Annotated in this window: 15 protein-coding genes; 9 read left to right on the top strand and 6 right to left on the bottom strand. The window is 58.7% G+C overall.

Annotation, left to right across the window (positions count from 1 at the left end; all coding sequences use genetic code 11):
• Window positions 1-67: 67 nt before the first annotated feature.
• Window positions 68-487: an HIT family protein gene (locus tag ACR0IV_RS02530; RefSeq protein WP_480658020.1), complete on the bottom strand. Its 420-nt coding sequence runs from the start codon at window positions 485-487 to the stop codon at window positions 68-70.
• 279 nt (window positions 488-766) lie between these two features.
• Here ACR0IV_RS02530 and ctaD point away from each other — a divergent pair, with 279 nt between their 5' ends.
• The 3 genes from ctaD (at window position 767) to ACR0IV_RS02515 (ending at window position 3,702) form a co-directional block, all read left to right on the top strand.
• The gene (gene ctaD, locus ACR0IV_RS02525; protein ID WP_480470124.1) at window positions 767-2,425 is read left to right on the top strand and encodes a cytochrome c oxidase subunit I; all 1,659 of its coding nucleotides are present in this window, start codon (window positions 767-769) and stop codon (window positions 2,423-2,425) included.
• A gap of 146 nt (window positions 2,426-2,571) precedes the next feature.
• On the top strand, window positions 2,572-3,171 hold the full coding sequence (locus tag ACR0IV_RS02520) for a DsbA family protein (RefSeq protein ID WP_480658021.1): 600 nt from the start codon (window positions 2,572-2,574) through the stop codon (window positions 3,169-3,171).
• A gap of 45 nt (window positions 3,172-3,216) precedes the next feature.
• Entirely contained in the window at window positions 3,217-3,702 is a 486-nt protein-coding gene (locus ACR0IV_RS02515; protein ID WP_480658022.1) for a DUF2244 domain-containing protein, read from the top strand.
• Here ACR0IV_RS02515 and ACR0IV_RS02510 read toward each other — a convergent pair whose 3' ends face one another.
• Window positions 3,703-4,185, bottom strand: a complete 483-nt coding sequence (locus tag ACR0IV_RS02510) for a GatB/YqeY domain-containing protein (protein WP_480470127.1) — start codon at window positions 4,183-4,185, stop codon at window positions 3,703-3,705.
• Window positions 4,186-4,368: 183 nt separating this feature from the next.
• Here ACR0IV_RS02510 and carA point away from each other — a divergent pair, with 183 nt between their 5' ends.
• Both carA and ACR0IV_RS02500 read left to right on the top strand, forming a co-directional pair.
• Window positions 4,369-5,535 (top strand): glutamine-hydrolyzing carbamoyl-phosphate synthase small subunit, encoded by a 1,167-nt coding sequence (gene carA / locus ACR0IV_RS02505; protein ID WP_480658024.1) that lies wholly within the window; start codon window positions 4,369-4,371, stop codon window positions 5,533-5,535.
• Window positions 5,536-5,615: 80 nt separating this feature from the next.
• A complete protein-coding gene (locus tag ACR0IV_RS02500) occupies window positions 5,616-7,526 on the top strand; it encodes a glycosyltransferase family 2 protein (RefSeq protein WP_480658025.1) in 1,911 nt (636 codons plus the stop codon).
• On the opposite strand, the gene ACR0IV_RS02495 is transcribed toward ACR0IV_RS02500, so the two are convergent.
• Window positions 7,483-8,130, bottom strand: a complete 648-nt coding sequence (locus ACR0IV_RS02495) for a GntR family transcriptional regulator (protein WP_480470130.1) — start codon at window positions 8,128-8,130, stop codon at window positions 7,483-7,485. The genes ACR0IV_RS02500 and ACR0IV_RS02495 overlap by 44 nt on opposite strands.
• A gap of 100 nt (window positions 8,131-8,230) precedes the next feature.
• Here ACR0IV_RS02495 and ACR0IV_RS02490 point away from each other — a divergent pair, with 100 nt between their 5' ends.
• From ACR0IV_RS02490 to ACR0IV_RS02480, 3 genes are all read left to right on the top strand, one after another.
• Window positions 8,231-8,875 carry a pyrimidine 5'-nucleotidase gene (locus tag ACR0IV_RS02490; RefSeq protein ID WP_480470131.1) on the top strand — a complete coding sequence of 215 codons (645 nt, stop codon included), beginning with the start codon at window positions 8,231-8,233 and terminating at the stop codon, window positions 8,873-8,875.
• An 87-nt stretch (window positions 8,876-8,962) separates the two neighbouring features.
• Entirely contained in the window at window positions 8,963-9,211 is a 249-nt protein-coding gene (locus ACR0IV_RS02485; protein WP_480470132.1) for a hypothetical protein, read from the top strand.
• A gap of 88 nt (window positions 9,212-9,299) precedes the next feature.
• Complete coding sequence (locus ACR0IV_RS02480) at window positions 9,300-10,496, top strand: UbiH/UbiF family hydroxylase (RefSeq protein ID WP_480658026.1); 1,197 nt, start codon at window positions 9,300-9,302, stop codon at window positions 10,494-10,496.
• A gap of 10 nt (window positions 10,497-10,506) precedes the next feature.
• On the opposite strand, the gene ACR0IV_RS02475 is transcribed toward ACR0IV_RS02480, so the two are convergent.
• The gene (locus ACR0IV_RS02475) at window positions 10,507-11,634 is read right to left on the bottom strand and encodes an aminotransferase class V-fold PLP-dependent enzyme (RefSeq protein ID WP_480658027.1); all 1,128 of its coding nucleotides are present in this window, start codon (window positions 11,632-11,634) and stop codon (window positions 10,507-10,509) included.
• A 233-nt stretch (window positions 11,635-11,867) separates the two neighbouring features.
• Here ACR0IV_RS02475 and ACR0IV_RS02470 point away from each other — a divergent pair, with 233 nt between their 5' ends.
• Window positions 11,868-12,569: a GntR family transcriptional regulator gene (locus ACR0IV_RS02470; protein ID WP_480658029.1), complete on the top strand. Its 702-nt coding sequence runs from the start codon at window positions 11,868-11,870 to the stop codon at window positions 12,567-12,569.
• Here the strand turns inward: ACR0IV_RS02470 and ACR0IV_RS02465 are convergent.
• Entirely contained in the window at window positions 12,566-13,024 is a 459-nt protein-coding gene (locus tag ACR0IV_RS02465; protein WP_480470136.1) for an Lrp/AsnC family transcriptional regulator, read from the bottom strand. The genes ACR0IV_RS02470 and ACR0IV_RS02465 overlap by 4 nt on opposite strands.
• Window positions 13,021-13,476, bottom strand: a complete 456-nt coding sequence (locus ACR0IV_RS02460; protein ID WP_480470137.1) for an Lrp/AsnC family transcriptional regulator — start codon at window positions 13,474-13,476, stop codon at window positions 13,021-13,023. Before ACR0IV_RS02460 ends, ACR0IV_RS02465 begins: the two co-directional genes overlap by 4 nt.

The raw sequence follows: 13,476 nt of genomic DNA, 5'->3' as shown, positions 1-13,476 counted from the left end.
AGAACGTCCGAAACGGGACAAGCTCGCGCGTCAACCCCGAACTCAATCGCTAAGCTTGTCTGCCAGCTCAGGCCAATGCCGCACGGATCTTATCGGCATGTTCAGCGATCAGGTCGAAATCACCCATCTTGCCCGGTGGACGCATTGATACGTCCTCGTGTCGCGGCAAAACATGGACATGCAGATGAAAAACCTCCTGCCCGCCCGCGGCCTCGTTGAATTGCTGAATGGTAACGCCATCCGCATCAAAGGCGTCTTTCACGGCACGCGCCATTTTCTGCACCGTTGTCATCACCGCCATCAGTTGCTCGGGTGTAGCGTCAAGCATGTTACGGCACGCGGTTTTGGGGATGACCAGCAGGTGCCCATCCGCTCGAGGCATGATATCCATCAGAGCCACCGTTTGATCATCTTCGTAGACGCGGTTCGACGGGATTTCCCCGCGCAGGATCTTGGCAAAGACGTTTTCGGGATCATATGCGGTCATCTCGGGCCTCCGATATTGCACTTCTGTGCTGTTCTGAGCCGCTGCCCGATGCGGGTCAAGCAGGTTTCCCTGATCACCACTTGAAATGACGGGCGGAATTCCCAAATCCTTCGCATCTGAGGCCGGATCGTCGCGCGGCACAGCCTGCCCGCGACAATTAATCTTGATCCAGATCAAACTCGACCATTGAAGGTCGCCCCTTCGCATTCTAAAACCAGCAGGAATCCCGCGCGTTGGAGAGGTCCGACTGCGCGGTGTAGTTGCAACAGGAGGCACCTAATGGCAGACGCAGCCATTCATGGTCACGACCATGAAGACCAGCGCAGCTTTTTCACGCGCTGGTTCATGTCGACCAACCACAAGGATATCGGGATTCTCTACCTGATTTTCTCGGCGATTGCCGGGTTCATCTCGGTGGCGATGACCGTCTATATGCGGCTCGAACTGATGCACCCCGGTGTGCAGTACATGTGCCTTGAAGGCTTCATGGCCGATCCTTGTACACCTAATGGACACCTGTGGAACGTGATGATCACCTATCACGGTGTTCTGATGATGTTCTTCGTGGTCATTCCCGCCTTGTTCGGCGGATTTGGCAACTATTTCATGCCGTTGCAGATCGGCGCGCCGGATATGGCGTTCCCGCGGATGAACAACCTGTCCTTCTGGCTGTATGTCGCCGGTACCTCGTTGGGTGTCGCTTCGCTGCTGAGCCCCGGTGGTAACGACCAACTGGGTTCAGGCGTGGGCTGGGTTCTCTACCCACCGCTGTCGACGACCGAAGGCGGCATGTCCATGGACCTTGCGATCTTCGCCGTACACGTATCGGGCGCCTCCTCGATCCTCGGCGCGATCAACATGATCACCACCTTCCTGAACATGCGTGCGCCGGGCATGACCCTGTTCAAGGTGCCGCTGTTCAGCTGGTCGATCTTCGTCACATCGTGGCTGATTCTGCTGTCGCTGCCGGTTCTGGCGGGCGCTATCACCATGCTGCTGATGGACCGCAACTTCGGTTTCACCTTCTTTGATCCGGCCGGTGGTGGCGATCCGATCCTGTATCAGCACATCCTGTGGTTCTTCGGCCACCCGGAAGTGTATATCGTGATCCTGCCCGGTTTCGGCATCATCAGCCACGTGATCGCGACCTTCTCGCGCAAGCCGATCTTCGGTTACCTGCCGATGGTCTGGGCGATCATCGCAATCGGTGTTCTGGGCTTCGTCGTTTGGGCGCACCACATGTACACCGTCGGCATGTCACTGCGTCAGCAGGCATATTTCATGCTGGCCACGATGGTCATCGCGGTTCCGACAGGGGTTAAGGTCTTCTCGTGGATTGCGACCATGTGGGGCGGTTCCATCGAGTTCAAGACGCCGATGCTGTTTGCCTTCGGCTTCCTGTTCCTGTTCACCGTTGGCGGTGTGACCGGCGTTGTGCTGTCGCAGGCGGGTGTGGACCGTGCCTATCACGACACCTACTACGTCGTCGCGCACTTCCACTATGTGATGAGCTTGGGTGCCGTATTTGCGATCTTTGCCGGTGTGTACTTCTACTTCGGCAAGATGACTGGCCGTCAGTATTCCGAGTTCTGGGGCAAGGTTCACTTCTGGCTGTTCTTCATCGGCGCCAACCTGACCTTCTTCCCGCAGCACTTCCTGGGCCGTCAGGGCATGCCGCGCCGCTACATCGACTACCCCGAGGCATTCGCCCAGTGGAACTTTGTTTCGTCGATTGGTGCCTTCGTGTCCTTCGCCTCGTTCCTGCTGTTCTTCGGCATCGTGTTCTACGCCCTGTTCCGTGGCGCACGTGTGACCCAGAACAACTATTGGAACGAATACGCGGATACGTTGGAATGGACCCTGCCCTCGCCGCCGCCCGAACACACGTTCGAGCAGCTGCCAAAGCAGGAAGACTGGGACAAGGGCCACGCGCACTGATCCCGACCTGAATGACAAGAAAACCCCGCCCATTGAGGCGGGGTTTTTCGTTCAGGCCCGGCCTAGGCTGGCTGAGCAGTCGCCAGAACAGCAAAAATAGGCTATTCTGGTCCGGGCGTTATATCCGGCCAACCGGAGGGTTCATGATGCCCGAGATCGACTTCTGGTATTCTATCGGCAGCACCTACAGCTTCCTGACGATCAAACGTCTGGACGATTGGTGCACTGACCATGATGCCACGGTGAACTGGCGCCCGTTCAACGTGCGCACCATCATGTCCGAACAACAGAACATCCCCTTCGCCGGTAAACCAATCAAGACCGCCTATATGTGGCGCGATATCGAACGTCGTGCGGCCAAGTACCATATCCACGCCAACCTGCCTGCACCCTACCCGATCTCGGATCTTGCGCTGACCAATCAGGTCGCCCTGCTAGGGATGGCCGAGGGCTGGGGCGTGACCTACACCCAAGCGCTCTATGGTATCTGGTTCGAAGAGGGCATCGAGGCGGGATCTGAGTCTGCCATCACCGAAGCTCTGCACCGCGCCCAGCAAGACCCGCGACTAACCCTCGCGCGGGCACGCAGCCCGGACATTGTCTCAGCACTGGAGACCGAGACCAAAACCGCGATCCGGCTGGGAGTCTTCGGCGCGCCCAGCTTCGTCGTGCGCGATGAGGTGTTCTGGGGAGATGACCGACTGGATGACGCGTTGTCATGGGCACGTGTTGGACACGTGATCTGACAGTTTAGGCTTCGACTTTGTTATAGGCTGCGCTAGGTTCCGGCCATGCCCTATCGATGGACAGAAAATTCGGACACCGAACATGAGTTACGCCTTTGGCCGCATAACTCTCTTCCTCCGCGTGGCGCCATGATTGTCATCCTATCGGTGTTCCTGTTCGGGTTGATCCCGCTTCTGGCGATGTTAGGCTCGGTCGTCCTGTGGGGGCTGCTGCCTTTCCTGCTGTTGACGGTGTTGGGCCTCTGGCTGGCGATCCATACAAACTATCACGCGCGCAGCGTGTTCGAGGTGTTGACGCTAGACAAGACGCAAGCGCGCCTTGTGCACCACCACCCGCGCAAGGGTGATCAGGAATGGATCTGCAACCGCTATTGGGCCCGCCCCGAGATGCACGCAAGCGGCGGGCCGGTGCCCCATTACGTGACACTGATTGGTGATGGGCGCGAAGTTGAGATCGGTGCGTTCTTGTCCGAGGACGAACGGATCGCGCTCTACGATGATCTGAACCGGAAACTGCGTGATCCGGCGTGATTAACCGCCATTCGACGCAGCACAAAGGTGGTCTTTGACCATCGGTCCGACCTTGCCGAAATCCATCTGACCGGTATAGCGCGTTTTCAACTCGCCCATCACCTTGCCCATATCGCGGATTGAACCCGCACCCGTCGCGGTGATGGCGGTCTGAATGGCCTTGCTGACCTCATCGTCATCCAGCTGTTTGGGCAGGAATTCCTCGATCACCTCAACTTCGCGCAATTCGCGCTCAGCCAGATCCAGGCGACCGCCCTCCTCGTATGCACGCGCGCTTTCCTTGCGCTGCTTGGTCATTTTCCCAAGAATTTCAAGTACCTCGGCATCGCCGCAGCCCTTGGCCTCTTCATTGTCAGACGCCCGCGAGGCGATGTCACGATCCTTGATCGCGGCATTGATCAGGCGCAGCGTCGACAGACGCTCGGCGGCTTTGTCTTTCATAGCTTGCTTCAGGGCGGCATTCACCCGTGATCGCATATCCATATGATCTGTCCATCCCCATGGAAAAGGAACCCCGACCATATCGAAACAAAAAGGCAGGCACAATGGGCGTTGGATATGGTTAAGTTATTGATTTTCAACAATAGCCCAAATTTTGAACAGGCTTGACCCGGCGCTCTATCCCCCTTAGGTATGCGCCCGTTTACCTTGCAGGAGAGTCGCGCCATGGCACAGAACGCCCCGTCCAAGCCCACCGCATGTCTGGCATTGGCCGATGGAACGCTGTTCTACGGAGTAGGCTTTGGCGCAACCGGCCAAACCGAGGCTGAGCTGTGCTTCAACACCGCCATGACCGGCTATCAAGAGATCATGACCGATCCCTCATATGCGGGCCAGATCGTGACTTTCACGTTCCCGCATATCGGCAATGTCGGCGTGAATCCCGAAGATGATGAGACCGGCGATCCGGTGGCTGCTGGAATGGTCGTCAAATGGGACCCAACCGAGCCGTCGAACTGGCGCTCAGCCGAAGAGCTGAAAGCCTGGCTGGCGCGCCGTGGTCGCATCGCCATCGGTGGCGTCGATACCCGCCGCCTGACCCGCGCCATCCGTCAGCAGGGTGCGCCACATGTGGCGCTGGCTCATGAACCTGAGGGCAATTTCGATATCGAGGCCCTGATCGCCGCAGCGCGTGGTTTTGCAGGTCTCGAAGGAATGGATCTGGCCAAGGAAGTCACCTGCGCCCAAAGCTATCGCTGGGATGAGATGCGTTGGGCGTGGCCCGATGGCTATCAGCGACAGGAAGCTCCGGTGCACAAGGTGGTCGCGATCGACTATGGCGCCAAGCGCAACATCTTGCGCTGCCTCGCCTCGGCGGGCTGCGACGTAACCGTATTGCCCGCGACTGCAACGGCTGCCGAGGTGCTGGCGCACAAGCCCGACGGAGTGTTCCTGTCAAACGGACCTGGCGATCCGGCAGCCACCGGTGAATACGCGGTTCCGATGATCAAGGAAGTGCTGGACACAACCGATCTTCCCGTTTTTGGCATCTGCCTTGGCCATCAGATGTTGGCGCTGGCGCTAGGTGGGCGGACGATCAAGATGAACCACGGCCACCATGGCGCTAACCATCCGGTCAAGGATATGGAAACCGGCAAGGTCGAGATCACCTCAATGAACCACGGCTTCGCGGTCGATGCCGAAACACTGCCCGATGGCGTGGTCGAGACGCATCGCTCGCTGTTTGACGGCTCGAACTGCGGCATCCGCATGACAGGTCGCCCGGTTTATTCGGTACAGCATCACCCCGAAGCCTCGCCGGGCCCGCAAGACAGTTTTTACCTGTTCGAACGCTTTGCCACAGCCATGGCAGACCAGAAAACACAGGCTTAATGCCGAATTCAACAGCGTTAACCGCACGTTAACCCTGATCAAGCAACCCTGCCCAGCGTGACTTGCGGCAGGGTTTTCTTATGGTCGAATTGAATCTTCAGCGTCAGACACTGGCGCAACCTGTGCCCGGACCGCATTCGCGCAAACCACTTGGCACCTGTCTGCTTGATCGAGGCATCATTACGTCCGACCAGCTGGCACGGGCTTTGCGGATGCAGGCACAGCAGAACGCCCCACTGGGGGAAATACTGGTCGGGGAAGGTTGGGCCACACGTGCACAGGTTCTCTCGGCGCTATCTGATCAAACTGGCCTGCAGATCGCCGATCTTGAGCAGGTCCCACCCCCTGCAGATCTCTGTGCGCTGAAACCGGTCAAGTTCTGGCTGGATCACAATGTGCTGCCCTGGATGCGCGTTGGGCCAATCCTTTTGATCGCTACAGCGCGCCCCGACGCATTCCCATCGGTAGAGGAAGCTTTGAAGGACGACGGTTATACGATCGTTGCGGTTCTGGCCGGATCCGAGCAGATCGACGCCGCAATCGCCCGTCATTACGCCATGCCACTGGCACAGGCCGCAGAAACCCGAGTTATGGCCAGACAGAGCTGCCGCAATTGGTCTGCCAAGGCGCGGAGCGGACCCATCATCGGATTTCTGCTGCTGGCCATCCTCTTCGTCCTCTTTCCAATGGCCGGCCTCAGCCTTCTTTTGGGCGTTACTTTGCTGACGCTGCTGTTGTTCCTCATCCTCAGGCTGTCGGGGCTCGCCGCCTATCTGTGGCCCGGAAAGGCGCCATCAGAGCCTGACACCGATGCTCCTCTCCGTCTGCCCTGCGTCTCGATCCTGGTTCCACTTTATAAGGAACGAGAGATTGCAGATGTCTTGATCGCGCGGCTAAGCCGCCTCACCTACCCCAAAGCACTGCTGGATGTCATCCTTGTGCTGGAAGAACAGGACGATGTGACCAAAGCAGCTTTGGAACAGATCAACCTACCAAGCTGGATGCGCGCCATCACCGTGCCTCAGCGCGGTGATCTGACCACGAAACCCCGCGCCATGAACTATGCGCTGGATTTCTGCCGCGGCGACATTCTGGGCGTCTGGGATGCGGAGGACGCTCCGGTTCCGGATCAGATCGAAACCGTCGTTCGCCATTTCGCGACAGCTCCTGAAGACGTCGTCTGCCTGCAAGGCGTGCTGGACTATTACAACCCGCGTACCAACTGGCGGTCGCGCTGCTTCACAATTGAATATAACGGCTGGTTCCGAGTGATCCTGAAGGGCATCGCCCGTTTGGGCCTGGTCGTTCCTCTGGGTGGCACAACTTTCTTCTTCCGTCGCGACAAGCTGCTGGAACTGGGCGGTTGGGATGCCCACAATGTCACCGAAGATGCCGATCTGGGCGTCCGCCTCAGTCGCGCCGGATATCGGACCGAGATTGTGGATACCGCTACCTATGAAGAGGCCAACTTTCACGCCTGGCCTTGGGTCAAGCAGCGCTCACGCTGGCTCAAAGGGTTCATGGTCACCTACCTGGTGCACATGCGCGAACCGCGAAAACTACTGCATGATCTTGGGGTTCTGCGGTTTATGGGCCTGCAGGCGTTTTTTCTGGGAACACTGGGTCAGTTTCTTCTGGCCCCGGTTCTGTGGGTGTTTTGGCTGATCTTCCTCGACCTGCCCAACCCGGTCCAACCGATCATGACGCCGGGCTTCCTGACCGCCTGCGTCTATGTTTTCCTTGTTGCCGAGGCCGCCAACCTTCTGGTCGGAATGCTGGGCGTCATAGCAGGAAACCGGAGGTTCCTGCTGCCATGGGTGCCAACAATGGCGCTCTACTACCCGCTGGGCGTTCTGGCCGCTTACAAAGGTCTGTGGGAACTGGCGGTTAACCCGTTCTTCTGGGACAAGACCCAGCACGGTCACGCAATCGAGGAATGCGAAACCCCTATTTCTCGCGCCGGATCGCATCCTGCTTCAGCCGGGTCATGAACGCGACCGAGATATGGTCCTGCAACGCCTTGGCTGCCGCCTCTTCATCCCGCGCGGCAATGGCCTGAACGATGCCTTCATGCTCGCTCTGCGCAATCTCGCCACGCCCTTCCGCTGCCAGCGATGTTGTCGCCATCAGCGCCATGGTTCGGTGAACAAGATCAAGCTGCTGCACCAGATAGCGGTTGTGTGAGGCGAGGTGGATCTGCTCATGAAAGCGACGATTGGCCCGCGACAGCGCCGAAGGATCCCCGATCAATTCATTGTCGGCAATCACCATCTCCTGCAACACGCGGATCTCTTCTTCGGTAGCGTGTTTGGCCGCCAGCCTCGCAGCCAGACCTTCCAGTTCACGCCGCACGATATAGAGTTCGGCCATCTGGTTGTGATTGAGCGACGCCACAATAAGTGACCGTCCGTCCCGTTCTAGCAGGGATTGTGTTTCCAGCCGCTGCAGGGCTTCCCGGATCGGGGTGCGTGAGACGCCGAAACGCTCGGCCAGCTCGCTTTCCACCAGCCGGTCGCCGGGCTTGTAGATGCCCACATCGATCGCTTCGAGAATAAGGCTGTAGGCGTCCGTGTTGGACTGTTTGGATTGGGGCATCGGCTGTAGTGTCTCCTCGTTCGGACCTGTCTATCCGCCACACGCCCTGGCAATCAAGAGCGGCATTGAAAACCTCAGCCTACCGCCCTAAACCCAAAGCATGGTCAAACCTGCTTTTGCTCACGTCACCCAATGGGTGTTCGACCTCGACAATACGCTCTATCCGCCACATATGCGCCTGTTCGATCAGATCGAGGTGCTGATGACGGATTACGTGGTGCAAGCCATCGGTGTCGACCGGCCCGAAGCCGACCGGCTCCGCTCTCACTATTGGCGGGAATATGGTACCACGCTCGCTGGTCTGATGGCCGAGCATGATCTGGACCCCGATCCCTATCTGCACGCGGTCCATCAGGTGGATATGAGCCATATGGAGGCCGACATCGCGCTGGCGGACCACATCCGCGCCCTGCCCGGGCGGCGCATTGTCTACACAAATGGCAGCGCGCCTTATGCCGAACGGGTACTTACCGCGCGCGGTTTGGATGGGCTGTTCGATGCAATCTACGGCATTGAACATGCAGGCTATCGTCCCAAACCGCAAAAGGCCGCGTTCGAGGCGATCTTTGCACAGGATGGTATCGACGCCGCAAAAGCCGCAATGTTCGAAGATGATCCACGCAATCTGGCTGCCCCGCATGAAATGGGAATGCGCACTGTTCATGTTGCACCCGACCCGCATGAAGCCGACCACATTCACCATCACACAGATGATCTGACCGGGTTTCTGGGCCGCCTGCGATAGGCTGTCACACTGCGACGATCTGTGCGTTTCGCAGTCGCAGCATATCGCCCATATGCACCTCAGCGACGAACAGAATCGGAGACCCCAATGACCGCGCTTGAGATGCCGCAGCGTCTGCCCCTGTGGCAGCGCCTTTTGTTTGCAGTTCCCCTGTTTGGCTGGATGGCCCGCGACGCGGTCAACGCCGAGGCTGAAGACCTGTACTACACCGCCGCAGCCCTCATTAGCATGTGGGGCTGTTCTATCCTGCTGTTTGGCCTGCCCGGCCTTTACATCCCGGCCCTGATGATGGTTCCGATGATGTTCCTTGTTCTTCTGCTGATCTCTCGGGGTTAGGAAGATACGAGACAGGATGTCACTTGGCACCTGCCGGTCAACGGCACTAGTGTCTGCGGCAACGGAGACTTGCCCCCATGACAAACCAATGACCGACAGCTGTGACATCCTGATTTCCGGTGGTGGAATTGCCGGATTGACTGCCGCCGCCGCCTTCGGCGCAGCCGGGTTCGATGTAATCTGCGTCGACCCAACCCCCCCGATCACTGAGCGGGACGTAGACGGTTCAGACTTACGGACCACGGCATTCCTGCAGCCCGCCCGTGGGTTGCTGGAGCAATGCGGACTTTGGGCCAAACTGGATGCCCATGCCGCCCCGTTGCAGGTCATGCGCATCGTGGATGCGGGCGGCGACGTACCCGAACCCCGCGTGGTGCGAGATTTCAACGCCGCCGATATCTCGGATCAACCGTTCGGATGGAACTTGCCCAACTGGCTGCTGCGGCGCGAAATGGTGACACGGTTGGGCGAGCTGCCAAATGTCGATTTTCGGCCCGGCACCGGTACCGTTAGCCTGTTTACACGCACCAATGAGGCACGTGTTGGCCTGAGCGACGGAACCCGTATCCGCTGCAAACTGGTAATCGCTGCTGATGGGCGCAATTCTCCGATGCGCGAGGCCGCCGGTGTCCATGTCCACACCACGCGCTATGGCCAGAAAGCCTTAGCATTTGCGGTTACGCACCCCATCCCGCACGAAAACGTCTCAACCGAAATTCACCGCTCGGGTGGTCCGTTCACGTTGGTCCCCCTGCCCGATTGGAAAGGTCAACCATCATCGGCGATTGTCTGGATGGAACGCGGGCCGCGCGCCGTCGAACTTCTGAACCTAGAAGCCGAGGCGTTTGAGGCTGCGATGACGGAACGCTCATGCGGGTTGTTCGGGCCTCTGAAACTGGCTTCGCGCCGGACGATCTGGCCAATCGTCAGCCAATCGGCGGAGCGGCTCTCGGGAGAACGCCTCGCGCTGATGGCCGAGGCCGCGCATGTGGTCCCCCCCATCGGTGCGCAGGGGCTGAATATGTCATTGGGCGATCTGCGCAGCCTGCTGGAACTGGCGCAGGCCCGCCCCGAAGATCTGGGCGACGCACAGATGCTGGAGACTTATCACAAGGCGCGCCATACCGAAATCGAACTGCGCGTCAAAGGCATCGACCTGCTGAATCGCGCCTCGATGATCGAGGCGCGCCCTCTGCGCGATGCTCGGGCGATGGGTTTGAATGCACTCTATTCCTTGCCGCCCGTGCGCAAGACGCTGATGCAGATGGGCCTCGGCGTGCGCTGAAACCCTGCGCTTACAGAACCTGATCCAGAACCCGTTTCAGGCGTGCGATCGTGCCATCGACATCATAAAGCTTGTCTAAGCCGAACAAGCCCAATCGGAAGGTGCTGAACCCTTCAGGCTCGTCACATTGCAGCGGTACTCCTGCTGCGATCTGCATGCCCAATGCGGCAAATTTCTTGCCGTTCTGTACGTCTGGATCGGCGGTATAGCTGACGACCACGCCAGGTGCTCCGAACCCGTCAGCGGCGACAGAGATGACGCCTTTGCCCTTCAGATAGGCCCGTACGCCATCACCCAGCGCCCATTGCGCCGCCCGCAGCTTCTCGAACCCATAATCTTGCGTCTCCGCCATTGTATCCCGGAATGCACGCAGCGAATCCGTGGGCATCGTCGCGTGATAAGCGTGGCCACCATTCTCATAAGCCTGCATGATCTGTCGCCACTTCTTCAGATCAATCGCAAAACTGTCCGAACTGGTCTGTTCCAACCGCGCTTCGGCCCGCTCGGACAACATTACCAGGCCAGCACAGGGCGTCGCGCTCCATCCTTTTTGCGGAGCAGAGATCAGGACATCCACGCCAGTCGCCTTCATATCGATCCACGCGCAACCCGAAGCGATGCAATCAAGCACCATCAACGCGCCGACCTCATGGGCCGCAGCAGCCATTGCAGTCACATAGTCATCAGGCAGAATCACTCCGGCGGATGTTTCGACATGCGGAGCAAAGACGATATCCGGCCGATTATCGCGGATTGTTGCCACAACCTCATCAATCGGAGCCGGGGCAAAGGGCGACGGGCTAGCATTGCCGGTTTCACGTGCTTTCAGAACTGTCGCCTGAGCGGTCAGCGCGCCGGATTCAATAATCTGGCTCCAGCGATATGAGAACCACCCGTTCCGAACCACCAGTACATTGGCATCGCGCGCAAACTGCCGCGCGACGGCTTCCATACCGTAAGTGCCACCTCCGGGAATGACGGCCACACCGTCAGCATTATAAACCTCGCGCAGCATGCCCGAGATATCCCGCATCACTTGCTGGAAGCTGGCGGACATATGGTTAAGTGAACGATCCGTGAAGACCACCGAGAATTCTTCGAGGCCATCGGGGTCAACTGTATCCAGCAATGCAGGCATCTGGCATCCTTTTCTTTTGCTCTATCTGTTTCTGCCCTGTCTCGCGCCGTGCGTAAAGCGTCATGCGTCAGGCATCAGTTGACCCAAAGTAATCTACAACCATAAGTTTTACTTTGAAACTTTACGTGCAACAATTAGAGGAAATGACGCCAATTAGAGTCAGCCTCTCTTTACACCCTGACGTGTTTCTGAACAGATACACTCACTTTGAACAAGAACGGATAAGTTAACTCGTGACTGCGCAAAAGCGGATTAGTTTTCAGGTCGTCCGGGACGAAGTTAAACGGCGGATTGAATCCCGCATCTGGCCTCAGGGCTCACTTCTGCCCACAGAAACCCAACTCGCGGAAGAGTTCAATTGTGCCCGTGCCACGGTGAACCGGGCACTCAGGGAACTGGCCGAACAGGGTTTCGTCGAGCGTAAGCGCAAAAGTGGGACCCGGGTCAAGAAAGAGCCGCGCAAGCAGGCCAAACTGGAAATCTCCCTGGCCCGTCAGGCGGTTGAGAATCAAAACTCGGCCTATCGCTACTCGCTGGTCGAACGAAACGTAGTCTACAGCCCCGGTTGGTTGACCTCGCAACTGAATGTCGAGCCGGATGCGCGTGTGCTGCACGTGATCTGCATGCACTACGCCGATAACCGCCCCTTCCAGCTCGAAGAACGCTGGATCAATATCGAGGCCGTGCCCGATGTCGAGCATGCCGACCTCAACAAAAGCGGCCCGCATGAATGGCTACTGAACGCCGCACCATTTACCGAGGCCGAGATCGCCTTTTGTGCAATTTCAGCCGACAGCCGCCTGGCGGATTTCATGGGCACCACCACCGGCACCTCGATGATCCAGTTGGAGCGGACGACGTGGAAAGACGGGCAGCCGATGACATTTGCCCGCATGACGCATCATCCAGGCTTTCGCATCCGCACGAAATACTAACCAATCGGTCCCGGCAGACGCTCCTCGCTCAGCAACACATTGGCCTCGACCTCTCCGGCCCCTGGTAACGTCATCACCCTCCGCCGCAGTACCCGCTCGAAATCAGCGAGGTCCCGCGCCACAACGCGCAGACGGTAATCATAGAGCCCAAGCACATGCTCGACCGTCTGTACCTCGGGGATGGCGCTGACGGCGCGCTCGAAATCCTCAAGGCTGACCTGTCCTTTCCGCGCGAGCTTCACCCCCAGAAACACGGTCACGCCAAAGCCCAGAGCCTCGGCATTCAGGCGCAGTCGCCGCCCCTTGATCACGCCCGCCTCTTCCAGCCGTCGTATCCGTCTCCAGGTCGCTGGCTGCGACAGGCCGAGGCGACGCCCCAGCGCACCGGCGCTTTGCGTGGCATCCTGAACCAGCGCGCGCAGGATTTTGCGGTCGATCTCGTCCAATTCGATCATACCGGCAATACCTCATCCCGTTTGACCCGGGCGATATGCATTAATGCCTCGATATCGGCGATATGCGGCAGGGTCAGAATGCGGTCACGATAGACTTGCTGATAATGGCTCATGTCGCGCGCAAGCACCGACAGTCGCACGTCGACACGGCCCAGAAAGGTCTGGATCTCGATCACTTCGGCCACATCGCGCGCCGCTGCGGTGAATTCATCAAACGCCCGCGCCTGCGTTTTGTCCAGAGTGATCCGCAACGAGACCTCGACCGCATAGCCCAAGGCGGCCCAGTCGATCACCGCTTCCTGACCCTCGATCACCCCTGTGGCCTGCATCTTTTCAATCCGCCGCCAGCAGACGCCCGAACTGATGCGGCAGCGCTCAGCCAACTCTGCCGTGGTCAGGCTTGGTTCGGCCTGAAAGTGGCGCAGTATACGTCGATCAACATCGTCAAGCAT

The organism is Ruegeria sp. C2 (genome assembly GCF_056537765.1).
Note: the sequence above shows the minus strand (reverse complement) of the source record. Positions and strands in the feature narration are given on the sequence as shown.